22 protein-coding genes are annotated in these 24,809 nt (G+C 61.9%); 5 read left to right on the forward strand and 17 right to left on the reverse strand.

Features of this window, described 5'->3' with window-relative positions; all coding sequences use genetic code 11:
- Window positions 1–25: 25 nt before the first annotated feature.
- The 13 genes from QYQ99_RS05050 to QYQ99_RS05110 form a co-directional block, all read right to left on the reverse strand.
- Entirely contained in the window at window positions 26–1,537 is a 1,512-nt protein-coding gene (locus tag QYQ99_RS05050; RefSeq protein WP_302091690.1) for a DUF1302 domain-containing protein, read from the reverse strand.
- A gap of 35 nt (window positions 1,538–1,572) precedes the next feature.
- On the reverse strand, window positions 1,573–2,952 hold the full coding sequence (locus QYQ99_RS05055) for a DUF1329 domain-containing protein (RefSeq protein ID WP_302091691.1): 1,380 nt from the start codon (window positions 2,950–2,952) through the stop codon (window positions 1,573–1,575).
- 282 nt (window positions 2,953–3,234) lie between these two features.
- Window positions 3,235–4,941 carry a class I adenylate-forming enzyme family protein gene (locus QYQ99_RS05060; RefSeq protein ID WP_302091692.1) on the reverse strand — a complete coding sequence of 569 codons (1,707 nt, stop codon included), beginning with the start codon at window positions 4,939–4,941 and terminating at the stop codon, window positions 3,235–3,237.
- 1 nt (window position 4,942) lies between these two features.
- Window positions 4,943–6,070, reverse strand: a complete 1,128-nt coding sequence (locus QYQ99_RS05065) for an acyl-CoA dehydrogenase family protein (protein ID WP_302091693.1) — start codon at window positions 6,068–6,070, stop codon at window positions 4,943–4,945.
- Between the two features lie 133 nt (window positions 6,071–6,203).
- Window positions 6,204–7,400, reverse strand: a complete 1,197-nt coding sequence (locus QYQ99_RS05070) for an acyl-CoA dehydrogenase family protein (protein WP_302091694.1) — start codon at window positions 7,398–7,400, stop codon at window positions 6,204–6,206.
- Between the two features lie 12 nt (window positions 7,401–7,412).
- Window positions 7,413–8,480, reverse strand: a complete 1,068-nt coding sequence (locus QYQ99_RS05075) for an MBL fold metallo-hydrolase (RefSeq protein WP_302091695.1) — start codon at window positions 8,478–8,480, stop codon at window positions 7,413–7,415.
- On the reverse strand, window positions 8,473–10,284 hold the full coding sequence (locus QYQ99_RS05080) for a long-chain-acyl-CoA synthetase (protein WP_302091696.1): 1,812 nt from the start codon (window positions 10,282–10,284) through the stop codon (window positions 8,473–8,475). The genes QYQ99_RS05075 and QYQ99_RS05080 overlap by 8 nt, the downstream gene beginning before the upstream one ends.
- A gap of 42 nt (window positions 10,285–10,326) precedes the next feature.
- Entirely contained in the window at window positions 10,327–11,508 is a 1,182-nt protein-coding gene (locus tag QYQ99_RS05085) for an acyl-CoA dehydrogenase family protein (RefSeq protein ID WP_302091697.1), read from the reverse strand.
- A 17-nt stretch (window positions 11,509–11,525) separates the two neighbouring features.
- Window positions 11,526–12,698 carry a lipid-transfer protein gene (locus tag QYQ99_RS05090; RefSeq protein ID WP_302093115.1) on the reverse strand — a complete coding sequence of 391 codons (1,173 nt, stop codon included), beginning with the start codon at window positions 12,696–12,698 and terminating at the stop codon, window positions 11,526–11,528.
- 32 nt (window positions 12,699–12,730) lie between these two features.
- Window positions 12,731–13,147 (reverse strand): MaoC family dehydratase, encoded by a 417-nt coding sequence (locus QYQ99_RS05095; protein WP_302091698.1) that lies wholly within the window; start codon window positions 13,145–13,147, stop codon window positions 12,731–12,733.
- 12 nt (window positions 13,148–13,159) lie between these two features.
- On the reverse strand, window positions 13,160–14,263 hold the full coding sequence (locus QYQ99_RS05100; RefSeq protein WP_302091699.1) for an acyl-CoA dehydrogenase family protein: 1,104 nt from the start codon (window positions 14,261–14,263) through the stop codon (window positions 13,160–13,162).
- 15 nt (window positions 14,264–14,278) lie between these two features.
- Window positions 14,279–15,223, reverse strand: a complete 945-nt coding sequence (locus tag QYQ99_RS05105) for a Zn-ribbon domain-containing OB-fold protein (protein WP_302091700.1) — start codon at window positions 15,221–15,223, stop codon at window positions 14,279–14,281.
- Between the two features lie 18 nt (window positions 15,224–15,241).
- A complete protein-coding gene (locus QYQ99_RS05110) occupies window positions 15,242–16,033 on the reverse strand; it encodes an SDR family oxidoreductase (RefSeq protein ID WP_302091701.1) in 792 nt (263 codons plus the stop codon).
- Between the two features lie 108 nt (window positions 16,034–16,141).
- Between QYQ99_RS05110 and QYQ99_RS05115 the strand changes: the two genes are divergently transcribed.
- Window positions 16,142–16,954 (forward strand): enoyl-CoA hydratase, encoded by an 813-nt coding sequence (locus tag QYQ99_RS05115; RefSeq protein WP_302091702.1) that lies wholly within the window; start codon window positions 16,142–16,144, stop codon window positions 16,952–16,954.
- A gap of 5 nt (window positions 16,955–16,959) precedes the next feature.
- Here QYQ99_RS05115 and QYQ99_RS05120 read toward each other — a convergent pair whose 3' ends face one another.
- Together QYQ99_RS05120 and QYQ99_RS05125 are read right to left on the reverse strand one after the other, a co-directional pair.
- A complete protein-coding gene (locus tag QYQ99_RS05120; RefSeq protein ID WP_302091703.1) occupies window positions 16,960–17,439 on the reverse strand; it encodes a GFA family protein in 480 nt (159 codons plus the stop codon).
- Window positions 17,440–17,565: 126 nt separating this feature from the next.
- Complete coding sequence (locus QYQ99_RS05125; protein WP_302091704.1) at window positions 17,566–18,333, reverse strand: SDR family NAD(P)-dependent oxidoreductase; 768 nt, start codon at window positions 18,331–18,333, stop codon at window positions 17,566–17,568.
- 108 nt (window positions 18,334–18,441) lie between these two features.
- On the opposite strand from QYQ99_RS05125, the gene QYQ99_RS05130 reads away from it, so the two are divergent.
- From QYQ99_RS05130 to QYQ99_RS05140, 3 genes are all read left to right on the forward strand, one after another.
- Complete coding sequence (locus QYQ99_RS05130) at window positions 18,442–19,353, forward strand: LysR family transcriptional regulator (protein ID WP_302091705.1); 912 nt, start codon at window positions 18,442–18,444, stop codon at window positions 19,351–19,353.
- 44 nt (window positions 19,354–19,397) lie between these two features.
- Window positions 19,398–19,838, forward strand: coding sequence for an acetyltransferase (locus QYQ99_RS05135; RefSeq protein ID WP_302091706.1), 441 nt, complete (start codon window positions 19,398–19,400; stop codon window positions 19,836–19,838).
- Window positions 19,839–20,240: 402 nt separating this feature from the next.
- Window positions 20,241–21,152, forward strand: coding sequence for a bifunctional GNAT family N-acetyltransferase/nucleoside diphosphate kinase regulator (locus tag QYQ99_RS05140; RefSeq protein WP_302091707.1), 912 nt, complete (start codon window positions 20,241–20,243; stop codon window positions 21,150–21,152).
- Window positions 21,153–21,314: 162 nt separating this feature from the next.
- On the opposite strand, the gene QYQ99_RS05145 is transcribed toward QYQ99_RS05140, so the two are convergent.
- Together QYQ99_RS05145 and QYQ99_RS05150 are read right to left on the reverse strand one after the other, a co-directional pair.
- Window positions 21,315–21,692, reverse strand: a complete 378-nt coding sequence (locus QYQ99_RS05145; protein ID WP_302091708.1) for a steroid Delta-isomerase — start codon at window positions 21,690–21,692, stop codon at window positions 21,315–21,317.
- 157 nt (window positions 21,693–21,849) lie between these two features.
- A complete protein-coding gene (locus QYQ99_RS05150; protein ID WP_302091709.1) occupies window positions 21,850–22,623 on the reverse strand; it encodes a 3-alpha-hydroxysteroid 3-dehydrogenase in 774 nt (257 codons plus the stop codon).
- Window positions 22,624–22,777: 154 nt separating this feature from the next.
- On the opposite strand from QYQ99_RS05150, the gene QYQ99_RS05155 reads away from it, so the two are divergent.
- A complete protein-coding gene (locus QYQ99_RS05155; RefSeq protein WP_302091710.1) occupies window positions 22,778–24,793 on the forward strand; it encodes an NADPH-dependent 2,4-dienoyl-CoA reductase in 2,016 nt (671 codons plus the stop codon).
- Window positions 24,794–24,809: the final 16 nt, after the last annotated feature.

The raw sequence follows: 24,809 nt of genomic DNA on the forward strand, positions 1-24,809 counted from the left end.
TGTGGTGTTGGCTCGTTGGTGTGGTTCAGAACGAGTACTTGGCGGTAACAGACAGTTGGTCGCGGTCGGCCAGCGGGCGTGCACGCAGGGAATCGGCAGAAGGATTGCCCAGGTAGTTGATGTAGGCCACGTTGATCGAGAAATTGCTCTTGCGAACAAAAGTCGCGCCAATGCTCAACCGGCTGTCGCTCTGGCCGCCGCCGAAGGTGCCGACCAGAGAACGGCCGCGCAGTTGTGACTGGTAGCTGATGGGAATGCTCAGATCCCAGCCTTCGAAGATGCCGGGATAGCCCAGCGTCAGCGTCGCACCGGCCACCAGGGAGTTGCGGGTCTTGAAGCTCAGGTTATCGGTAGAGCTTCCATCGGCCACACTGAGCACGCGAGAGCCGGAAATTTCAGCAGCCAGGGACATGTCGTCCGCGATACCGGTGCGGCCGATATTGAAGATACCGCCGACGTTGCCCTGCACCACATCGCCACGCACTGCCACGCCATTGCCATTGAGCACTGGCGTACCCTTGCGATAGCTGGCTTCACCAAATGCGGAGAACTTTCCGAAGGTCGTGCTGACCGTCGTTCCCAGCATCTTGATATCGTCGAAATAGCGGACCTGATAGCCCGTCGGTACGGCACCATTCATGTTCACAACCAGCGAAGGGTTACGGTCGTTATAGTTCAGGTAGTACAAGCCAACTTCAGTCTCGTCGGTCACGCGATAGCGGCCACCGATACCCCATTGACCCGAGCTACTGGGGCGAATGTCATTGCCGCGTCGCAGGCCTCGGCAGGTCGCGCCGTTGTAGACCCCCAGGCAGGAGGCGCCAGGGCCCAGGGCATTGCTGGTGCTGGTGTACATGCCGGGAGCCGGCAGCAATGTTTCATGGAAGCCAAACTGGTAGTGGCCCAGCAGCGAGAGCTTGGGACTGACTTCCAGCGAAGCCGAGATCTGATCTTCCGGCAGAAGGATTTCCTTGACCTCAGCGCCGGGCGAAGCTGCCTTTGCCGCATCGCTGGGGCCCTGGGCCGAAGCGATATTGGCAAAGTACATGGACTCGCCCCAGTTCACCACCTGCTTGCCCAGACGCACCGTGGCACGGGTCTCCCCCATGTTGAAGCTGGTGTAGGCGTAGGTATCCAGAAGGCGCGAATAACCGCCGCCATAGCGCTTGGCAGCAGAGTTGAACTCGTCCACGGGACCAGCCGTGCTGATCGGGCCCTTGTTGTCGTTACGCTGGTGGTAGACGTCGTCGTAGAAAGTACTGGCATTGAGCACAAACCCGCTGTCGCCCTTGGACAGCTTGCTCTCCCAGACTGCGCCCAGACGGTTGGCGGTCAACGCCCCTTTCTTGAAATTGTTGTTGCCATCCGTGCTCAGGACCGGCGACGGGTTGTCCAGTCGCACACCCAGGCCATAGCTCATGTTCAGACGCCAGTCGAACTTGACGCCATTGCCAAGCTCGACAGTTTCCCCCGCGTGCACAGCACCCATACCCAGGGACAGCAGCGCCGCCACTGCGATGGGAGTGAGTTTCTTCATATTGTTTGTCATGATGAGTCGCTCGTTGATAAAACTTAGTTGCCCACGTTGCGTGCGGCTTCGGGCGTGAACATGGCAGGGGTCAGGTCACCCTTGTTCAGAATGGGTCCCTTGGGACGTTCCTGGAACAAGTTGTAGCCCATGTATCCACCGGAATTGAGGTCGTGATAGAAGGACGTTCCTGCGTGCCAGGCCTTGATATCGGGCGAGTAGTAATAGTTGATGAACGCGTGCTGCCACAGCTGGCCACGTGTGTCATACATATCGGATGCCACGGCCTGGCCGGTATCCTCATCCACGAACAGCACACGCTTGCCATAGACATGGCGGAAGCCTTCCTTGAGCGTGCCTTCCACGGCCCAGACTCTGCGCAGCTCGTAGCGCATGAAGTCGGGGTTGGCGTGCCCCTGCTTGAGCAGATCGGCGTACTTCACCGTGGGCTGATGGATCTTGAAGTTGTTGGCGGGGATGTACATCTCCTTCTTGCCCAGCAACTTCCAGCTGTAGCGCTCGGGCGAGCCATTGGCCAGGCGATCGGAGTCAATGGTCATCTTGCCGCCGGTTCCCGCCATGGGCTGGTCGAAGCCATACTCGGGGACCTGGCGCACGCGGCGCGTACCGGGGTCGTAGCTCCAGGCCAGGCGCTTGTCCTTGGCGAAGTTGACGGGCTCCACAGAGTGGGTCACACCACCTTTTTCGCGCTCTGGAGCCAGCACACGAGTGCGGCTATAGGCCATCACACCTTCCACAGGCTTGCCAACGTTGGAGGGCAGGTTGTCCAGGCTCAGATTGATGTTCTCCTGGCGACCCCAGGCAATGGAGCCATCGGACATCACATTCGCCATATCGCGAACAATGTGCTCGTTGTAGGCACGTGTGGGCAGCAGGTTGTTCCAGACCACTTCCAAGCCGGTCTTGGGAATCGGGAAGTTGATGGCTCCCATGCTGCCCTTGATGCTGTTGCCGTCGGGACTTACCTCGGATTCCAGTGCATTTTTCTTGGCAACCGCACAGACTTCATCGGTGTAGCGGAAGTCACGATGACCCTTGTAGACCTGAATCTGCATGGTCTTGGGATACTTCTTGAACATGGCTTTCTGGCCGTCGCTGAGCTTGTCCCCGTACTTGTCAACGTTCTCAGCAGTGATCACCGCAATCGGCTTCTCATCGGCATAGATGTCCACGGGGTGCTTGCCGCTGGATTGCACATGGGCCACGCCGGTGGGCGCGCCTACCCACTTGCCGGTGAACTCAGGGATCGTGCCTTCCTTGTTGCCGGCCTTGATGGCACCCACGCATGTCAATTCCTTGCCCAGCTGCTCTGCCTCGTTCGCCGGCACCTTCGCCCATACCGACGTCGCCACCATCAAACCCACTGCCACTGCGAGTGGAGTCTTGGCTGTCACAAACTTCATCTCTGTCTCCTAGGTTCTAGAACTTATTTTTGGCGGGTGCTACAAACGAGTTGCATTGCCTCGCATCGCCCCATTGGTTTTGCCGTTTGCAGGCAGTTGCATACTGCGTCAGAAGGCCTCTTCAACCATCGTCTGACTCGACTACTGACAGACCCTAGCGACCTAGTCCACATGGGTCACATGAAGCACTTGCCCGAATGAAAAAACCTGCTGGTGCACGAAGCAGCAGCAGGCTTTCGGAGAGTGATCGGGAAAGTCCTAGCCCCCCCCCAGTTCCGTACATCAGGTCAGCAGGTCAGCACATTCCTTGCGAATCGATGCCTTGAGCATCTTGCCGGCGGGATTGCGAGGCAAAGGCTCGGCACGCACGACGATCCGGCTGGGCACCTTGTAGCCCGCCAGACGCTGGGCCACGAACTCGCGAAGCAGCTCGGGAGTCACCTGACTCCCGGACTTTCCGACCACCACGGCAACGACCTGCTCGCCCGTGACCTCATGCGGCATGGAGAACACCGCAGCCTCCTCCAGCGCCTCATGCTGCAGCAGACAGGCCTCGACCTCCGCCGCAGCAATCTTTTCACCGCTGCGGTTGATCACGTCCTTGATGCGATCGACGATGGTCAAAAAGCCTTCATCGTCCAGAACGCCTATGTCTCCGGTGTGGAACCATCCACCCTGCATGGCCTTGGCGGTGGCCTCTGCATCACCGCAATAGCGCTCCATCAGGGTCACGCCACGCAGCCAGATCTCACCGGGCTCGCCGATAGGCAAGGCTGTGCCATCCAGGTCTGCAATTCGTACCTCGATGATGGGCGACAGCACCCCCGAGCTGCGCGGATGCGCCTCGAACATGCGCCCCGAGCTGCCTGCACAGACGCCATTGGATTCGGTCAGACCAAATCCAATGCCCGACATGCGCCCCTTGAACTTGGCCAACACCTCATCGATCAGGCGCGGGTGCAGGCCCGCTCCGCCAAAGCCCACACCGGAGAGGTTGCCAGAGCTTTCAGGCAGCTCGAAGCCGGGCAGACCAATGAGCTGCTGCACCATGCTGGGCGCACCGTTGAACTGCGTGACCTTTTCCTTGCGAATCAGCTCTACGGCCTTCTCGGGCTCCCAGCGGTGAATGAATATCAGACGGCGGCCATGGCGCAGGCTGATCAGCAACTGGGCATGCAGGCCGCTGACGTGGAACAGAGGAACTGCCGACAAGGTCGTGGGCTGCAGCTGTCGCGCCATGATGGCGGCGATGGCGTCTGGCGATGTCATGGCCGCCACTGCACCGATGAAGTCGATATTGAAGATGCCCTGGCACACTGCGCGGTGGGTGGATTCCACGCCTTTGGCCCGGCTGGTGGCGCCCGATGTGAACAGAATCAGCGCAGGCTCATCGGCACTGAGCTGCGGGGACACGAAGCCATCATGACCGCCTGCGGTCAACTCGGACCAGCTGATATCGCCCCCCTTGCCATCCACCACCACCGTCTTGATGGCCGTCTGCGCAATGGCCTGGCTGATGCGAGCATGGCGGTCCGCATCACAGATCAGCATCACCGGCCGGGTGTCCTCCAGATTGGCCATCAGCTCGCTGCTCAGGCCAAAGCTGTTCAAAGGCACCGGCACTGCGCCAAGCAAGGCCGTGGCAGCAAAGGCCACGGCCCATTCGGGACGGTTGCGCATGGCGATCGCCACCCGGTCGCCGGGCTGGATGCCGCGCTGCTTTTGCAAGCGACTGGCCAATGCGTCGGCTGCCGCAAAGAACCTGTCAAAGGTCCATCGATCCTCGCCATAGACCATGAACTCGGCCGCACCATGAACCCGGCCGGCATCAATGACCTGTGCCAGATTCTGAAAGGCATTGCGATAGGCTGCCACGCTGCGTCCATCGGGCAGCGTGACCTGCTGCACTTCAAAAGGTGCGCCCTGCGAAGTCAGCTGCGCACGAATGTTCCTGATCTTTTCACCCATGGAAACCAAGGCATCGCTCATCTCAGAAACCTTTCAGTTGTGCAAAGCGGTTGCGGTGATAGCGGCCGTCACCCAGCAGGCGTTGCAAAACGCGTGCCCGCTTGAAGAACAGGCCGATATCCAGTTCATCGGTCACCCCGATGCCGCCATGCAACTGGATCGCCTCGTTGCACAGCTTCTCGCACAAGTCGGATGACTTGGCCTTGGCCGCGCTGACCAGCTCGGGCACCTTGGCTTGCAAACCGGAATCAATGGCTTCGAGAGCTGCCAGCACACAGCTCTCCAGCAGCTCAAGCTCCACATACAGACGTGCCGCACGGTGCTGCAATGCCTGGAATGAGCCGATCTGCACATCAAACTGAACGCGCTCCTTCAGATAAGTCACCGTACGGTCAAACACCTCACGCAGCAGGCCCAGAGACTCTGCGGCCAGGCAGGCCCGGGCTCGGTCCAGCACTTCATCAAGCACCTGAGCAGCAGGCCGGGCCACCAACGCCATATCAGCGCTCAGCTCCACCTGATCGAACTGCACGTGGGCCATGTTGCGGCTGTCCATCATGCTCATGGGTTTGATGCTGACACCTTGTGCATCCGCTGGCACCAGCCACAGGCCGGGAGCACCTTCGCCGGATGCCGCCAGCACCACAAAGCCATTGGCGCCCACGCCATCCATCACAAAGGCTTTTTCACCGCTCAGGCACCAGCCCGTGCCGGTCTGCTCGGCTACCGTGCCCAATCTGGCTGCAAGGTGCTGGCCGGACTTTTCATCCAGAGCCAGTGCGAGCCTGGCCTGCCCGCTTGCAAGCAGAGGCAGCCACTGCGTCTGCTGAGCCGCGGAGCCGGCGCGAATCAACAGCTCAGGCGCGATCACGGCCTGGCTCAGCAGCGGCTGTGCCGACAGGTTTCGGCCGATGGCTTCAAACACGGCACCCATGCCCAGGTAGCCCGCAGCCAACCCGTCATGCGACTCGGGCAGCACCGCCACGGGCCAGCCCATCTCCACCATCTGCTGCCATAGCTGCGTATCAAAGCCCTGTTCCACCTTGTCATCCCGCAGACGGCGCTGCCGGGCCACGGGCGCTTCCTGCGCGAGAAAGGCAACAGCGCTGTCCTTGAGCAATTCCTGCTCTTGCGACAAAAGCATGGTCATATTCTTGTCTCCATTTCAATTCGTTTTCCTCAGCCTGCCCGAGCAACACGGCCCAGCGCAGAGACAGCGGGCAAGGGCCTAGGCAGCCCCGTCGCCCCGCAGCGAGGCTGTCGCCGCACAGCGGCTCAGGGGGTCAAGGCAATTCCAGCACGCGCTTGGCAATGATGTTCAGCTGCACTTCCGAGCTTCCGCCTGCAATCGTGTAGCTCTTGGAGCGCAGCCATGCCCGACCTATATCGATCTCATCGGCTGTGAGGCAATCGCCTGCCTCCCAGCCCAGGCCGCGCAGGCCCAGCACCTGCTCCAGCAGTTCGTACTTGGCAACTTCCTGCTCGGTCTGCACCAGCTTCATGATGCTGGAGAGGCCGGCAACGTCCTGACGCGCCAGAGCCTTCTCGGTCACCCGACGATGGGTCAGGGCAAAAGACTGTGCATCCATCAGCAGTCCTGCCAGCTTCTCGCGCAGCACGCCATCGCTGATCTGCCCCTGCTCGTCCACCATGTAGGGCAAAGCGGTCGTGAGTGCATCGTGCGACGGCGCGCCACCTTCCGTGAACTTGGACATGGCTGCACGCTCATGCTGGAGCAGCTTTTTGGCCAACGACCAGCCTTCGCCTTCCTTGCCCACAAGCTGCCGCACAGGCACCCGCACGTCGTCGAAGAAGACCTGACAGAAACTGGACTTGCCGCTGATCAGCTCTATGGGCTTGACCGTGACGCCGGGACTCTTCATGTCGATCAGCAAAAAGCTGATTCCATCCTGCTTCTTGCCTTCGCTGCTGGTGCGCACCAGCGCATACATCCAGTCGCCCTTGTCTCCGTCCGAGGTCCAGATCTTGCCCCCGTTGACGATATAGGCCTCGCCCTGCTCGTCGCTCACCCGCCTGGCCGAGGTTTTGAGGCTGGCCAGATCCGAGCCGGCATTGGGCTCCGAAAATCCCTGGCACCAGCGCTGCTCGCCGCGCATCATGGGCACCAGATGCTCGAGCTTTTGCTCATGCGTCCCCACCTCCACCAGGACCGGCCCCAGCATCCACACGCCCAGGTTGTACTGGGGCTGGCGGCAGCCAAGACGAGCCATCTCCGTGTCCAGGATACGGGCCTCCCTGGGAGAGAGGCCACCACCGCCGTACTCACGCGGCCATGACGGTGCAAACCAGCCACGATCGCGCATGCGCTCGAACCACAGCTTCTGATCCTCGTTCAGAAACTGCAGCCTGGAGCTGCCCCAGACCATCTCCTCTGAAACGATGGGCCGGCGCATGCTTGCAGGACAGTTTTCCTCCAGCCACTGCGCCACTTCTTGTTTGAATGTTTCCAGTTCCGTCATGGCTTCCTCACCTCAGGCCAACGAGAAATATGCAATCTTGCCTTCACCCGAGGTACGCAGCAGCGTTCCATCCTGGTGAAGCAGGTTCAAATGGGCTATCGTTTCCCCTAGGGCCATCAGGCGATCCACGGGGCTGCGCAGCCTGGGAAAGAGCACGGGCACCAGCTCGGCAGCCGTTGCCCGCCCCACCTCGCCCAGATGTCCGGTCAGCAGTGCAAACTGCTCGGCATGGTGCTCCAGCACCTGCACCAGGCGCTCGTGCAGACCGTAGAAAACACCCTGGTGCGATGGAAGCACCAAGGTCTCGGCCGGCAGCTCATGCAAACGATGCAGCGAATCGATCCAGAGCCTGAGCGGATTGCCCTCGGGCTCGATGGGGCTGACCATCACATTCGAGGTGATGCGCGGCAGCACCTGATCACCGGCCAGCAAAATTCCGTCTTCCTCGCAATACAGACAGGCATGCTCGGGCGAGTGCCCCTCGCCCAGCACAATGCGCCACCGGCGCTCGCCGATCTGCAGCACCTCCCCCGGACGAATGCGCTGGTAATGGCTGGGCTGCCTCGGCATGAACGGATCCTTGCGCATGGCAGTCAGCATGTCGTCCAGCTCTTGGCTGCTCACCCCGGCACGTGCATAGAACTCGCGATGCGCCTCGGGCAGAGGATCGGGCGGCGGCCCCATCAGCGAGCGCAGCATCATGAACTCCCCATAGCTCATGAGCAGCGGCACGCCAAAGCGCTCCTGCAACCACCATGCCGCACCCGCATGGTCATAGTGACAGTGGGTGCAGATCACACGGGTCAGCGGCTGGCCGGCCAATTTTTCCGTGAAGATCTTCTCCCACAGCTCGAAGGTGCCGGGAATACCCAGCCCTGTATCCACCACCGCCCAGCCGTCGCCGTCCCTGAGCAGATAGACATTGATGTGGTCAAGAGCCATGGGCATGGGCATGCGCAGCCACAGCAGACCGGGGACGATCTCCACATGGCTGCCATCTGATGCCGGTGGCGCAAAGGGATAACGCAGCACATCTGCGGGCTTGGCCCGTACGCGCTCCTGCGCGACGGCGCTATCCACGCAGGGCCTCTTCAAGGGTTGCAGCGGTCAGCGGCACATAGGTCTGCAGCTTGTCATTGCGAACAAACAGCGGGTCGCCCGTCTGAGCTCTGTCATAGCCCTGCTTTTGCAGATCCACCTTGCGCAGCTTGTAGTTGCCGGTCATGTCCGGCGTATCCATCAGGCGCACGAACAGCGGTGCTGCATAGCGCGGCAGGCGGGAGATAGCCAGTTCCCAGAAGGCCCCGGGGTCGAACCCGGCACCCTCATGCATCACCAAGGCTGCCATGCCTGCACGACCGCCATGGCCGGCAACCTGCACTCCATAGACGGTAATCGCATCCAGCCCCTGGAAGTCCCCGAGTGCATCGCTGACTTCCATGGTCGAGACGTTCTCGCTCTTCCAGCGGAAGGTATCGCCGATACGGTCCACAAACCAGCAGTAGCCGTCTTCGTCGCAGCGCAGCAGGTCGCCCGATGTCCACCAGAGGTCGCCCTGCTGAAAGACATTGCGCAGCAGCTTCTTTTCGGAAGCCTCCTCGCTGGTATAGCCTTCAAAGCGCCCGGCAACCACACCGGGATACTGGATGACCATGCCGATGGCCTCGCCGGGCTCGTTCACGCCTGCCAATTGCAAAAAGCCGTTTTCATCTCGGATGTAATCGCCTCTTTCCTGGTCGTAGCGAACCAGGCGCAAATTGGTCTTTTCCCAGAACGGAACGCGACCGCAGGAGCCGATGCGGTTGTCCAGGTTGATGGTATTGGTGTTGGACTCCGTGCCTCCCCAGCCTTCATAGATCTGGAACACGGCGCCAAAGCGCGATGTCCATTGCTGCCAGATCTCGGGCGTGAGGCCGGTTCCGGCCATCTTGCGCAAGCTGTGCTCCCGGTCGCTGTCCGTCGCGGGCGCGCTGAGCAGAAAACGGCAGATCTCCCCCACATACTGGCAAAAGGTAATGCCATGTGCGCGGATATCACTCCAGAACTCGCTGCGGCTGAACTTGCGGCGCACCACGATGCGCGCTCCCGCAGCCATGGCGGTTGCCGTCAGCGACATGGAAGCTGCGCCGTGGTAGAGCGGCAAGAAGCAGTAGAAGCAGTCATCCCGGGTGATTTCCCACAGCAGCTGCATGGAGTCCCCCGCCATCAGCCAGCGTGCATGGCTGATGACCGCAGCCTTCGGAAGACCGGTGGTCCCCGAGGTGAATATGTACTGCGCCGTATCGCCGGCCACCACGCCCTCGCGCCACTCCAGCGGCACCGCCGTGCCGTCCCGGCTCATGGCAAGGGCCTGCAGATCAGAGCCGAACTGCTGCAGAACTCCCGCTGCGGCGGGGCGCACTTCATCGGGCCAGTGCCAGTAGCTCAGCGCGGTGTTCAGTCCTTCAGTCTGCGCAAAGCGCTCTGCACATTCCTCGCCCACGATCACATGGCTGGCGTTGGTCACCTCCAGTGCGTGCGTCAGAGGCTTGCCCATCACATGGGTGTTGATGAAGGCCACCACGGCACCGAGCTTGGCCACGCCAAACCAGGCAAAGAAAAAGGCCGGGCGATTCTCGATGGCCATGGCCACCACATCGCCCTTTCTCACCCCCTGCTCATGCAGCGCACGCGCCACCTGATTGGCGCGCTGGTTGAACTGCGCATAGGTGTAGCGCACATCGCCTTCGGTCAGAAAGATGCGCTCGCCGAAATCTCGCGCACAGTCCTCCAGACGATCCGCCATGGTGTAGGGCGTATCGGCCAGGTACTTGGCCGCAATGGGCGCGCGACGATCCAGCTTGAGCTGGGTCTGCTCGCGCGACACCACAGTCGTGTCGCTCATCACATGTCTCCTTGGTATTTTTGATGTGTGAGATGTCTTCGATCAGCGCTGAGGGCGCGGCATGCCGAGGCCGAACTGGGCAATCAGCTCGCGCTGAATCTCGTTCGTGCCGCCACCGAAGGTGTTGATGCTGGAGGCGCGCAGCTCATACTCCAGCTCACCCATCAGATAGGAAGCCGCCGAGCCGCCACGCACCAGAGCGCTGCTGCCCACGATGTCCATCAATCGATGCAGCACCTCGACCATGCCTTCCGAGCCATAGACCTTGGTGGCAGATGCCAGGCTCACGTCCATGGCACCGGCTTCCAGACTGGCCGCGATGCGGAAGTTGGTCAGTCGCATGGCTTCAAGGCGGGCATAGCACTGCGCCAGACTGCGCCTGACCCAGGCCTGATCGACAGCGCGCCGGCCCTGCTCATCCTTGGCCTTGGCCCATTGCAGCACCTTGACGAAGGGCGCAAACACCTTGTCCGACCAGGCCCCCAGACCCAGGCGCTCGTGGTTGAGCTGTGCAGTGATCAGCTTCCAGCCGCCATTGAGCTGGCCGATCAGACGTGCCGCGGGCACTTCAACGTTGTCGAAATACGTGGCTGCCGTGTAGTTGCCCACGGTCTGAATCAGCGTGTGCGAAAAGCCCTTGTCCCGGGTATCCACCACCATGATGGAAATACCTTTGTGGCGGGCCAGCTCCGGGTCGGTGCGGGCAGCCAGCCACACGTAGTCGGCCGACTCGATGCCTGAAGTCCACAGCTTCTGGCCGTTGACCACAAAGTGCCCGGTCTGCAGATCGCCCTGCAGCTGCGCCTGCGTCTTGAGCATGGCGAGGTCGGAGCCCGCACCGGGCTCGGAGTAGCCAATGGCGAAGATGATGTCTCCGCTGGCCATGCCCGGCAGAAACTCCTGCTTCTGCGCCTCGGTGCCATACTCCATCAGCGCGGGACCGACGGTGCTGATGGTGACGAAAGGCAGTGGAGCCCCGGCGATATTCGCTTCCTCAAAGAAGATCAGCTGCTCGGTGGCCGACAGGCCCTGGCCGCCGAACTCCTTGGGCCAGCCGATCGCCAGCCAGCCATCGCGCCCCATCTTGCGGATCAGCTCGCGGTATTCGTCGCCGCCCTCTGCACCGCGCATGCGGGCCTTGAGCTCGGGCGTCATCAACGCCTGAAAGTAGTCACGGCACTTCAGGCGCAGCGCATGCTGCTCAGGAGTCAGGTCAATGAACATGAATGTCTCCCTTGCAATCAGGCCTCGTCGCCCAGAATCAGGCCGCTGGTGGGCACGCCTGTACCGGCGGTCACCACCATGTTGTGCACGTCCTTGAGCTGATTGACGGAGCTGCCCCGGATCTGGCGCACGGCTTCGGCAATGCCGTTCATGCCGTGGATATAGGCTTCGCCCAGCTGGCCGCCATGGGTGTTGATGGGCATGGAGCCGCCGCGTGCATGCTCGCCGGCGCGAATGAAATCCTTGGCCTCGCCGCGCTTGACGAACCCGAACTCCTCCAGCTGAGGCAGCACAAAGGGCGAAAAGTGGTCGTACAGCACCGCGCTTTGCACATCCTTGGGAGTCAGGCGGCTTTGCTGCCACAGCTGGCTGGCGACATGTCCCATCTCGGGCAGACCGGTGATGTCCTCGCGGTAGAACGAGGTCATGGACTGCTGACCGTCAGAGATACCCTGGGCCGCCGCCTTGATGTAGACCGGCTTGGCCTTCATCTCACGGGCACGGTCGCTCGATGTGATGACCATGGCCACGGCACCGTCGGACTCCTGGCAGCAGTCCAGCAGGTGCAGCGGCTCGCAGATCCAGCGGCTGGCCTGGTGCTCCTCCAGCGTGATGGGCTTGCCGTAGAAGAACGCGTTGGGATTGGTGGCGGCAAAGTCGCGCACGGCCACGGCCACACGGCCGAAGTCCTCGCTGGTCGCACCGAAGGCATGCATATAGCGGCGGGCAAACATGCCCACCCAGGATGCCGGTGTGTGAAAGCCGTGGGGCATGTACCAGCCATAGTTCACATTGTCAAAGAATGGCGTGCTGCCAAAGCCATAGCTGCCGGTGCCAAAGCGGTACCAGCTGCGCTCATTCATGGCGCGGTAGACCACGACCGTCTTGGCAATGCCCGTGGCCACGGCCATGGCCGCATGCAGCACAGGGCCGCAGGCCGCGCCACCACCATGCGGCACCTGCGAGAAAAAGCTCACATTGCGAGCCCCGAGCAGGCGGGCGATTTCATACTCGGGGACCTTGTCCACGGAGTACGAGGAAAAGCCGTCCACCTCCTTGGGGTCGATGCCGGCGTCGCTCAGCGCAGCCAGCGTGGCCTCCATGGCCAGGCGCAGCTCGGTACGGCCCGAGTTCTTGGAAAATTCTGTTGCACCCAGACCCACAATGGCGGCGCGACCGGAAATATTCATATCGTTCACAGGAATGTCTCCGCTTGTTGTTCTTAGGCCAGCGCCACTTGCACAGTGCCGCTGACGTGAGAGCCCATGGAATTGCTGCCCTTCAGTGCGATCTGAACGCTGCGTGTGGCCTCGTTCTTCTCGGTCACGGAGCCCGTGAACTTCATGGTGTCGCCGGGGTAATTGGGGGCCCCCAGGCGAATCTTCAGATCCATGAGGCGCGCATCCTCGCCAGCCCAGCTCTCGACAAAGCTCTGCACCAGACCGTTGGTGGTCAGGATGTTCATGAAGATATGGGGCGAGCCCAGCTCGCGTGCGGCATCGCGGTCATGATGTCCGGGGAAATAGTCACGCGTGGCGATGGCGCCGCCGGCAATCAGCGGCACGGTGATGGGCACGCTGACGGGCTGCAGTTCGTCGCCCACGTTTACCGACTCGAAGCGAATAGATTGGTTTGCCATGTTGTTGTCTCCTTAGCGGTCTTCGGGCAGGTCGTACTTCCAGCCGAGCGTGTCGTTGTCTGCGAGCCACTGGCCCAGCGCCTGCAGGTGCTGTTCGGCGCTGCCGACCTCGGCAGCCAGTGCCCGACACCAGAACATGAAGCGGTGAATGTGATAGGTCACATCCACACCCATGCCGCCATGCACATGCTGTGCAACGCGGCCTACCATCAGGCCCAGCTCGTTGGACTGGGCGCGCACTGCATGGGCCTGCGGCGTGCAGGGCAGGCCGGCATCCAGACGCCAGACCAGCTGGCTCAGTGCGCTGCGCTGCGTCTGCATGAGGATGTAGCCGTCGGCCATCTGGCCCTGCACCAGCTGGAAAGTCCCGATGGGACGGTCGAACTGCTTGCGCTCGCTCACATACTCCACGGTGCGGCGCAACTGCTCCTGTGTCACGCCCTGCTGCAGGCTGGCCAGGCAGGCGATTGCCATTTCGTTGACCCAGTCCAGCGCACGGCCGCCCAGCACGGCCAGCACCGGCGTGTTGCGAAAGCTGATGTCTGCCACCGCACAGTAGTCTTCGCGCATGCCGGCCACGCGGCTGACGCCATCGGCCTGCAGGTTCACCAGCACCAGCTTGATCTCATCGCCCGCCGCCGCTGCCACCAGAGCCATCTGGGCCTGCTCGCCCAACGGCACGGCTTGCAGCTGGCCTTTGAGTCGCTCACCCTGCAACTGAAGCGCCGGCCCGCGTGTGGCCACTGCGGCCTGCAGCGACAGAGCCAGCAACTCGCCCTCCAAGGCTGACTGAACGACTGCGTCCTGCCCCTCGGCAAACTTCGCAATCGCGGCCGCAGCGACCTGCTGCTGCCACAGCGGAACCTGCGCCAGCGCACGGCCTTGCTGCTCCAGCACAGCCAGCATCTCGCTCATTCCCAGACCCAGGCCGCCTGCAGCTTCCGGCACCAGGATGCTGTGCAGGCCCGCAGCCACGCACTGCTGCCACAGCTCCTGCATGAAAGGCCGGCCCGAGGCGTCGTGCTCGCGCAGCTTGTCGTCGGTGCAATAGTCTGCAAACAGGCTTTGCGCCATGTCTGCAAATGCACGTTGGTCTTCACTGAGTTGAAAGTCCATGACGGTCTCCTCGCATCAGCCCACGGGACGGAACTGGGCCAGAGTCAGATCACCGTCAAAGGTGTTGAACTCCACCTGCACCTTCTGACCGATCTGCACCTCGCCGGGCTTGACGCCGACCAGTTGGGCAATCACACGCACGCCCTCCTGCAGCTCCACCAGACCGATGGGATTGGGGTGGTCGAAAGGCGGCACTTCGGGGTAGTGCATGACCACGAACGAGTACACCGTGCCCTTGCCGCTGGCCTCGACCGTGTCCCAGTCGAACGAATGGCATTGGGGACAGACGGGACCGGGTGGATGGTGCAGATCGCCGCAGCTCTTGCAGCGCTGAATCAGCAGCTTGCCTTCCTTCAGGCCTTCCCAGAAGAAGCGGTTGTCGTCGCTCACGCCCGGTGCGGGTCGCTTGATCTTCGGGGCGGCAACCTGCGCGGGGTCGGCCTTTTGCACATTGGCGGGACGGAACTTGAAGACGCGGAACATCAGCTGGCCGACCTTCTCGTCTTGGCCATTCGCTGCCTTGATCGAGAAGTACTCCATGATCTGCGTGACAAAGTAGCCCGTGCCCAGGGCCGTGGTCTTCTCTTCGCTGATGGCTTCCAGACGTGTCGTGTAGTACAGGTCTTCACCCTCGAGCACATCGCGCTCGAAGCTCAGCTCGGAATTCACCGCCACGGTGGAAGGAAAGTCGTGCGCTTCGATCAGCTTCAGAACTTCATAAGGGTTCTCTGTCGTGGAGCCTGGCGGATAGTTGTTCTGCACCGGCCCTTCCATGCACCAGACCTGCAGCATCGCAGGAGGTGCAATGGTCCTGCCATCCTTGTTGGTCTTTACGGCCACACCCATCAGCTCGCTCCACTGACGAATCATGGGGCTGTTGACCTTGTCCCAGGCATGGACACGCCCGTATTGCTTGCCCACGTATGCGCGGACCTCTGCCATCCAGTCTTGATCGGTCAAGATTGTCTCCTTTGAAATTCAGTGTTTCTGCGGCACGGATTCCGAGTTCGAGGCACTCAGAAATGCGGGGCGCTCGCCGCCGCCGTGCAGCAGCAGATTGGTGCCGCTCATGTAGGAAGCGCTCTGCGAGGCCACATACAGGCAGGCGTTGGCAATGTCCTCGGGCTCGGCCAGGCGGCCCGCAGGAATGGTCTGCGCGACAGAGGCGATACCGGCCTCGTCCCCGAAATGCAGATGGGACTGCTCGGTGCGCACCAGGCCGGGGCTGACGGCCACCACGCGCACCTTGGGCGCCCACTCCACGGCCAGAGAACTGACCAGGCTCAGCACCGCCGCCTTGGCCGCGCCGTAGGCGGCCGTACCGGGGGAAGGACGCAGCGCGCTGATGCTGCCGATGCATACAATCACACCGCCGCCGTCCTGCTGCTGCATCACGGCATTGGCGGCCTGCGAGGCATGCAGGGTCGAGAAGAGATTCAGGCGCAGCACGCTTTCGTGAAAGCGCGGCGACACCGTGGCGGCATCGACATGGGGAGCGCCGCCGGCGTTGTTGACGAGAACGTCCAGACGACCATGGCGACGCTGCACCTGATCGACCATGTCCTTGACGGCCTGGGCCTCGCGCACATCGCAGGCAATGAAGTCTGCGCTGCGCCCATTGATGCTTGGCAACGCTTCGGGTTGCTGACGGCCGCACACGACCACCGTGGCTCCTGCCGCGAGAAACGCTTGGGCAATGCCCTTGCCGATGCCCTTGGTGCCGCCAGTGACCAGCACCACCTTGTCTTGAAAGTTGTTGTTCGTGTCCATGCCTGCCAATTTAGGTTTCGGCACCAGCAGCAGATACGTCCAAAAGGACGATGTTGGTCCATCCCTTGAAAACGACCATCGTCCCTGTTCAACTCCCTGGGAATCCTTATGTCGGCAACGCTTTCCGCTATTGAAAACATGGACACCGCGCAGCGAGAGCTACTGGTTCGGCACCAGGACCATGGCGTGGCCATCGTTCAGCTCAACCGCCCCGAGGCAACGAATGCGCTGAGTCTTTCTCTGCAGGCAGCGCTGTCCAGAACCTTCGCGGAGCTGAGCGCAGACGCCAGCGTGCGCTGCATCGTTCTGACTGGCGGCGACAAGGTGTTTGCGGCAGGCGGGGACATCAGGAGCATGGACTCCTGCGGCCCCATAGAGATCATGAAGCGCCACACGGAGCGCGTCTGGGCCCCCATTGAGAAATGCCCCAAACCCATCATTGCAGCGGTCTGCGGCTATGCCTTTGGCGGCGGGGCCGAGCTGGCCATGCATTGCGACATCATCATTGCCGGGCAAGGGGCCAGCTTTGCACAGCCCGAGATTCGCATCGGCATCATGCCCGGTATCGGCGGCACCCAGCGACTGGTGCGCGCCGTGGGCAAGTTCCAGGCCATGCGCATTCTGCTGACGGGCAAACCCGTCAGCGCCGACGAAGCCTATGCCATGGGTCTGGTCAGCCTAGTCTGTGCAGACGATCAGGTAATCCCTGAGGCGCTGAAAATGGCGAAGCTGATTGCCAATATGCCCCCACTGGCCGTGGAACAGATCAAGGAAGTGGTGATTGCCGGCATGGACGCATCGCTGGACGCCGCCCTGATGCTGGAGCGCAAGGCCAACCAGATTCTGTTTGCGACCCGCGACCAGAAGGAAGGCATGAATGCGTTCATTGAGAAACGCCAGCCAGTGTTCAAGGGGGAGTGAACGCATCAAGCCAGCGCCGCAACAGGGCCGCAACATCGCCTGGCTTGAGGCCGGTGCAGCAGCTCGAAGGTCTCAGGCAGCCCTCGGTCATTGCGCATGCAGCCACTGGCAAAGCTTGACCACAAAGGCTGCGACTCCACATGCACATGCTTTTGCTTGAGCGCCGAAAAAGGCGAGTCCAGCGTGCCCAGTGCAATGCATATCCAGTCGGCCCAGTCACCGGCCTGCCTGGACCAGAACAGGGATGAGCCGCAGTGCGGGCAAAACTGCCTGTGCACGGAAGCTGACGATGCGTAGGACTTGATGTCGCCCTGCCCTGAGACTATGCACAAATCCTTGCGCGGCACGGCGCCATAGCTCGCGAACGCGGAGCCATGGCTTTTGCGGCATTGCCCGCAATGGCAATGCGTCACGGCCCTGAGCGGCGACCGCAGCCTGTAGCCGACTCTTGCACATAAACAGCTTCCCAGATAGCTCTCGGGCACGACTCAGTCTCCAGATCCTCTGTCCCAAAACGGGGCCGCAGGCATCACCTCTGCCGCTGCGTACCTGCATACCCGATGCCGCTCACCCCGAGAAATCCGGATGGAGTCCTCAAGATTGATACGCGCTCAGAGCATCATGCCACCAGAGACTTCAATGCGCTGGCCCGTGACCCAGTTGTTGCCATCGGCAAGCAAGGCGGCAACCGCGGCGCCCACATCGTCGGGGCGCCCCGCCCGGCCCATGGCGGTCAGGCCGCTGATATGGGCATTGAGCTGTGCGTTGTCGCGCACCACGCCGCCACCGAAATCCGTCTCTATGGCGCCAGGGGCAATGGTGTTCACGGCGATGCCGCGTGCTCCCAGCTCCTTGGCCAGATAGCGCGTCATCACCTCAATGCCGCCCTTCATCACCGCGTAGGCGGCATAGCCGGGGAGGCTGAAGCGTGCCAGCCCGGACGAGGTATTGATGATGCGTCCGCCGTCCCGGATCAGGGGCAGCAGTTTCTGCGTCAGAAAGAACGTGCCCTTGAGGTGAATATCGACGAGCAGATCGAACTGCTCTTCCGTGGTCTCGGCAAACGGCGCCACCAGGCCGATGCCGGCATTGTTCACCAGATAGTCGAACTGCTCGCGCTGCCAGGTCTCGGCCAGCACGCGCCCGACACGGTCGGCAAACGCGGCAAAGCTCTTGCTCTCACCCACATTCAGGCGCAGCGCCACGGCGCGGCTGCCCAGCACCTCGATGCGGGAGACCAGCTCCTGCGCATCGCTTTCGCTGTCCTTGTAAGTGACGATCAGATGAACGCCGCGCTCGGCCAGTTTGAGGGCTTCGCTACGGCCCAGGCCACGGCTTGCGCCGGTGATCAATGCGATACGGGGTGCAGATGCTTGCATGTCGGTCTCATGGAGTGTGTCAACGAGCCAGGACTTTAGGTGTTCTCCCTCAATGAATAAACAATTTAGAAAAGATCGCACTGTTCACTTTAAAAATACAATAAAGCCATGGACTTCAATGCTCTCCATGTGTTCACCCGCGTGGCCGAACTCTCCAGCTTCACCCTGGCCGCAGAGCAGCTCGGGCTGACCAAAAGCCGTGTGTCGACCGTGGTGCAGCAGCTGGAAAAGCAGCTCGGAACCCGTCTGCTGCAACGCACCACCAGACATGTGCGGCTGAGCGCCGATGGCGAGCAGTTCCTCGAGCGAAGCAAGGAGTTGATGGCCGACCTGGAACAGCTGCAAGCCATGTTCCAGCCCGCCACCAGCGGACTGCGAGGCAGTCTGCGCATCGATATGCCCAACTCTCTGGCCCGGGATGTCGTCATTCCCAAACTGCCCGAATTCCTCTCGGCCCACCCTTTGCTGGAAGTAGGCATCAGTACCAGGGACCACCGCGTGGATGTGGTGCAGGAAGGCTTTGACTGCGTGGTGCGCATCGGCGCGCTGGCAGATACCGACCTGATCGCCCGCACCATCGGTGCGATGGAGATGTGCAATCTGGCCAGCCCCGCCTATCTGCAGCGCCACGGCACGCCCGCGACACTGGCCGATCTGTCACGGCACCGGATCATTCACTATGCAAACCAGCTCGGGCGGCACGGCGCGGGCTGGGAATATCAGCGCGGCAAGGAAATCGCGCTGCAGCCCATGCGCAGCGCCCTGGTGGTCAACGGCACAGATGCCTACCAGGCAGCCTGTCTTGCCGGCCTGGGCCTGATTCAGGCCCCTGTCCGGGGTGCGCGCCATCTGCTGGATCAGGGCCTGCTGGTCGAGGTCATGCCCCACTTCAAGGCGGCGCCCATGCCGGTGTCCCTGCTGTATCCGCATCGCAGACATATCGCGCCGCGGGTCACGGCCTTTCTGAACTGGATCACCGAGGTGATACAGCCCCATCTGACAGGCATGGACCGCTCTTGATGCCCGGCACCGGGGCGAGCATGGTGCATATGTATCATTCGGCGATGACTTGCATTCGAGCTTCCCGCCCCGAAGACGGGGCACGAGCGATCGAGATCTGGCGCCATGCCGTTGATGCCACCCATGACTTTCTGAGTCCGCAGGATCGCGCCGAGATTGATGAGATGGTGTGCGGCTTTCTGCCAGATGCCCCGCTGTGGTTCGCTGTCGACGAACAGGAGCATCCCCTGGCCTTCATGCTTGTGGACCAGGGCCATATGGAAGCGCTGTTTGTGGACCCCGCCTTCAGGCACCGGGGCCTCGGTGCGGCGCTGGTGCGCCACGGCCTGGCGCTGCATCCCGAGATGAGCACCGATGTGAACGAGCAGAACGCGCAAGCGGTGGGCTTTTACGAAAAGATGGGCTTCAAGCGCACTGGCCGCTCCCCGCAGGACGGACAAGGCCGCGCCTACCCGATCATCCATCTCAAATACACCAATCCCTGATCCCTGACCCCTGAAAGGCCGGCCTGGCTGGACTGCGCGCGCCGGTCCAGACCGGATCGCTGCATTCAACATCTCAAATGCTATATAAATAATAGCTTATAGCGCAAATCCATTAACAATTTCAGATATAAAACAATCTGAATTCGAATTCAGTCAAGCGCAAGCAGCTCCTTAATACGGAGCATTGCAGGCGTCGGCCTTTGCCGCCCTGCAGCGCCGGTGCCATGGCTTCTGCGCCTGCGGGGCAGGCTCGCCATAGACCGAGCAAAGAGATGCGAGATCGGCGCTGTGCCTGTGCAGCAGAATCTGCTTGCCTAGAATCAGTGTCTGTATCGAAAGAACCGTCATGGCCAACGCCGTGGCCATGAAAGGCTTTCATTCTTGCAACCGACGGTGTTGAAGATGAGCAAGCCTTTCATGTCCCTGTGCCCGGAAATCACGCGAGCCAATGCGCTGAGCTTGGTGGACTGGCTGAACGACGAGGACGTCGTGCGCCACCTCAGCGATTCGCGCCATGTCTCGCGTCACATCGAGCAGCTCATCGACCGGGTTCAGCTGCCTATACTCACCCATCTCTTCAATCAGGGCGGCCGCTTCTTCATGGCCTACGACCGCGATGACGTGCCCGTGGGCTTCGTGCGTCTGGTCCGCAACGGGCCGGACTGCGAAATCGTGCTGGTCATCGGCAAGCGCGACAACTGGGGGCGCAAGCTCGGCGCCAGCGCCTTGCACGAGGGCATGAAGCTGGCCTTTTTCGACATGCGGGCCCAAAGACTGATTGCCAGGATCCATGCCGACAACACGCGCTCGCTCAAGGCCTTTGTGCACAACGGCTTTGTGCTGGAGAACGAGACACCCGCACTCAAGTCCTATGCGATGACGGCGCAGCGCTACCTCCAGCGCTTGCGCGCCGGGCTGCCGGGCGCTGCGACGGGCATCTGCATCACCGCCGTGGATCAGGCACGCCTCAGAGACAGGCTCGCGCTGGAATGGGAGTCGCAAGCGGCCGACCTGGAGCATGAAATCGAACGCGCCACCGTCGTCGATGCGCGACTGGTGCAGCGCAATGTGGTCACCATGAACTCCAGAGCCTTGCTGCGCCTTGATGAGGTGGCCATTGAAGTGGCCCTGGTCTACCCCGAAGATACCAATGACAGCGCCGGAAGGTTCTCGGTCTTCTCGGGCGTGGGCACGGCCATTCTGGGCTGTCGGGAAGGAGACCGCATCGACTGGCGGATTCTCGATCGCACCTGCCATATCCGGATCGAGAAAGTGCTCTACCAACCCGAGGCAGCCGGGCACTTCCATCTGTAAGTCGGCTCGGGCCGGGAGCGCTCACCGCACCGCTTTGAACAGCAAAATCAATAGCAGCTTGCGCTCAAACTATATGGATTTCAGATTCAAATAGCCTTGAAATCCTTTTATATCAAGCGAAGACTGCTCCCCTATCAGGAGCAGTCAAGCGCCTGCCCCTGCTCAGGCGCCGGGGTGAATATTCTGCTCGCCGAACAAGGCGCGCATGCTCGCCACCTTGCCCGCCGCGTCGAAGCGAAAGTGATCGATGGGCGCAATCACGGTCTTGTGGCCCTGGTGTTCGAAGCCGACGGTGAAGGCGAAGGCCGCTTCATCGGCGACCGCGCGCACCTCCTGCGTCAGCTCCACCGTCAAAGGCAGCTTGAGCGAGTCGGTGAAGAATGCACGAATCGCAGCCTTGCCACGGCGGGGCTCGGAGCCCACGGGGTCCTCCACCGTGGCGTCATCGGCAAACAGCGCGACGATGCCGTCCAGATCACCGGCATTGAGCGCGGCCACATAGCGTTGCACCACGGCGGTCATATGTTCAGGGGTATTCATCTCAAATCATCCTTTTAGCAAGCGCCGTTGAAAACCGGCAATGCCCAAACGGGGGGGCAGTGAACAAAAAGGCTGCCTTGCGGCGAGGCCGTCGCTCCTCTCCCGCACAGAGAGCGGGAAGCCGCAGGGCATCCCAGGCAAAGCGCCTCAGAGGAGGTCAGAACTGTGCCGGACGCATCACCGCATCAATGCCGCCATCAATGACGATCTGCGCGCCATGCACATAGCTTGCGGCCGGGCTCATCAAAAAGGCGATGACCGAAGCCATCTCGGACGGCTCGGCACGGCGGCCCATGGGAGGCACGAACCTGGCAATGGATTCGCCATAGCGCGGGTCCTGCAGACCCGCCTGCAGCAAGGGGGTATCGGTTGCCCCGGGTGCGACGGTGTTCAGGCGCACACCGGCCTCGCCCCAGGCGGCGGCACGTTTGCGCACAGCCACCGTCAACGCATTCTTGCTGCCCGCATAGGCCAGATTGCCGCCCTGCTCTCCCGCATGCTCGACAATGGCGCGGGCCTTGGCTTCCTCGCCGGCCTCCAGTGCCGGTGCCAGTGGGTTCTTGTCAAAATCCAGATGCGCGGAAGCCACGGACGAGATGACGACGACTGCGGGCTGATGGCCCTGTTTCAGCGCTGGCAAAAAGGCATCCATCAGCTCGGTCGCGCCAAAATAATTGACCGAAACCACATTGCCAAGAACCTTGGTCTGCGGCCCCAGGCCGGCGCACAGCACCAGGCCGTCCATGCCCTTGCTGCACTTCGCCAGCACATCGGAAATTGCCTGCTTTCGACCTTCGGCCGTCGAGAGATCGGCAATCACTTCCGCATCGCGTATATCGATGCCTACGATCTGGTGGCCGGCCGCTTCCAGGACCTTGCGCGTAGCGGCACCAATGCCCGTGGCGCAGCCGCTCATCACGATGATGGACATGTCTTGTTTCCTTTTTCTGGGTGGTGATGGCGCACATCAAAGCCCATCCTGGACAACCAGGCTACATGCAAACGGACGATGTAATTCCCCTAGGGAAAATATACCGTGGCCCTTCCTACACTGGCTCAACATTTGCGCGTGAGGAAATTCAGCCATGTACCCCCACCTCTTCCAGCCCATCACCATTGGCCATCTCACCCTGAAGAACCGGATTCTGATGGGCTCCATGCACACCGGGCTGGAGGACCAGACGCAGGGTTTCGAGAAGCTGGCCCTCTTCTACACCGAACGTGCACGGGAAGGGCTGCAGCTCATCGTCACCGGGGGCTTCGGCGTCAACGAGTGGGCGCTGGGCATGCCCGAGCACGCCGAGTTCTCGACGCTGTGCACGCCCGAGCAGGCGGCCCGGCACCGCCTCATCACTGACGCGGTACATGCCGAAGGCAGCCATATCCTCATGCAGGTACTGCATGTGGGCCGCTATGACCACGGCAGCGGCGGCGTCTCGCCCAGCAGCGTGCTCTCCAAGCTCAGCAACCGCAGCTCGCGCGAACTCGGCACAGCGCAGATCGAGCAGATCATTGCCGACTATGTGCGCTGCGCCCGACTGGCCCGGGAGGCCGGCTATGACGGTGTGGAGGTCATGGGCGGCGAGGGCTATCTGATCAACCAGTTCCTGGCGCCGCTGACCAATTTCCGCACCGATGAGTGGGGCGGAGACGCCGCCGGCCGCAGCCGCTTTGCGCTGCGCATCGTGCAGGGCATCCGCGCGGCCGTGCCCGAGAACTTCGTCATCAGCTTTCGCCTGTCCCTGATGGACCTGGTCGAGCATGGCAGCCACTGGAAGGAAGTGCTTGACCTGGCCCGACAACTGGAAGCCGCTGGCGTGGACTTGTTCAACACCAGCGTGGGCTGGCATGAGGCGCGCATTCCCACCATCGCCATGATGGTGCCGCGCGCGGCCTTCAGCTGGGCTGCCGAGCAGCTCAAGCAGGCCGTCAGCGTTCCCGTGGCGGCCAGCAACCGCATCAACACCCCCGAAGTGGCCGATGACCTGATTGCCCAGGGTCATGCCGACATGGTGGCCATGGCCCGCCCCTTTCTGGCCGACCCGGCCTTTGTGCGCAAGGCGCAGGCGGGCCAAAGCAGCGCCATCAACACCTGCATTGCCTGCAACCAGTCCTGCCTGGATCGCATCTTCACGCGCCAGCAGGTCAGCTGCATGGTCAACCCCAGAGCCTGCCGCGAATGGGAATGGCCGCAGGAAAAAGCCGCTGCACCGCGCAAGATCGCCGTGCTCGGCGCTGGACCTGCCGGACTGGCCTGTGCGCGCGAGGCGGCCGACCGGGGCCACAAGGTGACGCTGTTCGAGCCCGGAATCCGCATCGGCGGCCAGTTCTTCCTGGCGCAAAAAGTGCCCGGCAAGCAGGAACTGGGCGAGACGCTGCGCTATTTCGAGCATGAAATCCAGCGCCTGGGCATAGAGCTGCGGCTCAACACCACACCGGACATCAACTGCCTGAGCGCCTTTGATCATGTGGTCGTGGCCACGGGAGTGACGCCGCGGCGCAGCGGCATCGAGGGCGAGAACAGCTCCAAGGTGGTGGACTATATCGAGGCCTTGCGCAGCCCCCGCTTTGTCGGCGAACGCGTGGCCATCGTGGGCGCGGGGCCGCTGGGCTTTGACATGGCCGAGCTGCTGGCCCACCACAAGGCCGAGGACGGCAGCGTGGCGGCCTTTGAACGCGAATGGGGCATCGATCCCGAGCGCGAGCTGCGCGGCGGCATCAAGGCCAGCGAGAAAGCCGATTCGCCGCGTCAGATCTGGCTGCTTCAGCGCAGCAAGGCGGCCATGGGCAGCACATTGCCAACCACCACGGGCTGGATTCGCCGCGCCCGGCTCAAGAACAAAAGCGCACGCCTGTTCAACGACGTGGAGTACATCCACATCGACGACAACGGCCTGCACCTGCGCATACGCGGCGAGCAGCGCTGCCTGAGCGTGGACAACATCGTGGTCTGCGCCGGCCAGCAATCACATGACCCCTGGTCATCCAGACTTCAAGCACACAACATTGCGCACACTGTGATTGGGGGCGCGCGCAACGCTCACAAAATTGATGCAGCGCGCGCCATCGAAGAAGGGGCCGAACTCGGCCGAAAACTATAGGAGACAGCGAAACAAA

Origin of the sequence: Comamonas testosteroni (genome assembly GCF_030505195.1) — a bacterium.
In the GTDB taxonomy this organism is placed as follows: Bacteria; Pseudomonadota; Gammaproteobacteria; order Burkholderiales; family Burkholderiaceae_C; genus Comamonas; species Comamonas testosteroni_G.

Excerpts from the sequence above, each read along its gene's own strand:
- QYQ99_RS05050 (WP_302091690.1), bottom strand. The coding sequence starts at position 1,537 with ATGAAGAAACTCACTCCCATCGCAGTGGCGGCGCTGCTGTCCCTGGGT.
- QYQ99_RS05055 (WP_302091691.1), bottom strand. The coding sequence starts at position 2,952 with ATGAAGTTTGTGACAGCCAAGACTCCACTCGCAGTGGCAGTGGGTTTG.
- QYQ99_RS05060 (WP_302091692.1), bottom strand. The coding sequence starts at position 4,941 with ATGAGCGATGCCTTGGTTTCCATGGGTGAAAAGATCAGGAACATTCGT.
- QYQ99_RS05065 (WP_302091693.1), bottom strand. The coding sequence starts at position 6,070 with ATGACCATGCTTTTGTCGCAAGAGCAGGAATTGCTCAAGGACAGCGCT.
- QYQ99_RS05070 (WP_302091694.1), bottom strand. The coding sequence starts at position 7,400 with ATGACGGAACTGGAAACATTCAAACAAGAAGTGGCGCAGTGGCTGGAG.
- QYQ99_RS05080 (WP_302091696.1), bottom strand. The coding sequence starts at position 10,284 with ATGAGCGACACGACTGTGGTGTCGCGCGAGCAGACCCAGCTCAAGCTG.
- QYQ99_RS05085 (WP_302091697.1), bottom strand. The coding sequence starts at position 11,508 with ATGTTCATTGACCTGACTCCTGAGCAGCATGCGCTGCGCCTGAAGTGC.
- QYQ99_RS05090 (WP_302093115.1), bottom strand. The coding sequence starts at position 12,698 with ATGAATATTTCCGGTCGCGCCGCCATTGTGGGTCTGGGTGCAACAGAA.
- QYQ99_RS05095 (WP_302091698.1), bottom strand. The coding sequence starts at position 13,147 with ATGGCAAACCAATCTATTCGCTTCGAGTCGGTAAACGTGGGCGACGAA.
- QYQ99_RS05100 (WP_302091699.1), bottom strand. The coding sequence starts at position 14,263 with ATGGACTTTCAACTCAGTGAAGACCAACGTGCATTTGCAGACATGGCG.
- QYQ99_RS05110 (WP_302091701.1), bottom strand. The coding sequence starts at position 16,033 with ATGGACACGAACAACAACTTTCAAGACAAGGTGGTGCTGGTCACTGGC.
- QYQ99_RS05115 (WP_302091702.1), top strand. The coding sequence starts at position 16,142 with ATGTCGGCAACGCTTTCCGCTATTGAAAACATGGACACCGCGCAGCGA.
- QYQ99_RS05125 (WP_302091704.1), bottom strand. The coding sequence starts at position 18,333 with ATGCAAGCATCTGCACCCCGTATCGCATTGATCACCGGCGCAAGCCGT.
- QYQ99_RS05130 (WP_302091705.1), top strand. The coding sequence starts at position 18,442 with ATGGACTTCAATGCTCTCCATGTGTTCACCCGCGTGGCCGAACTCTCC.
- QYQ99_RS05135 (WP_302091706.1), top strand. The coding sequence starts at position 19,398 with ATGACTTGCATTCGAGCTTCCCGCCCCGAAGACGGGGCACGAGCGATC.
- QYQ99_RS05140 (WP_302091707.1), top strand. The coding sequence starts at position 20,241 with ATGAGCAAGCCTTTCATGTCCCTGTGCCCGGAAATCACGCGAGCCAAT.
- QYQ99_RS05145 (WP_302091708.1), bottom strand. The coding sequence starts at position 21,692 with ATGAATACCCCTGAACATATGACCGCCGTGGTGCAACGCTATGTGGCC.
- QYQ99_RS05150 (WP_302091709.1), bottom strand. The coding sequence starts at position 22,623 with ATGTCCATCATCGTGATGAGCGGCTGCGCCACGGGCATTGGTGCCGCT.
- QYQ99_RS05155 (WP_302091710.1), top strand. The coding sequence starts at position 22,778 with ATGTACCCCCACCTCTTCCAGCCCATCACCATTGGCCATCTCACCCTG.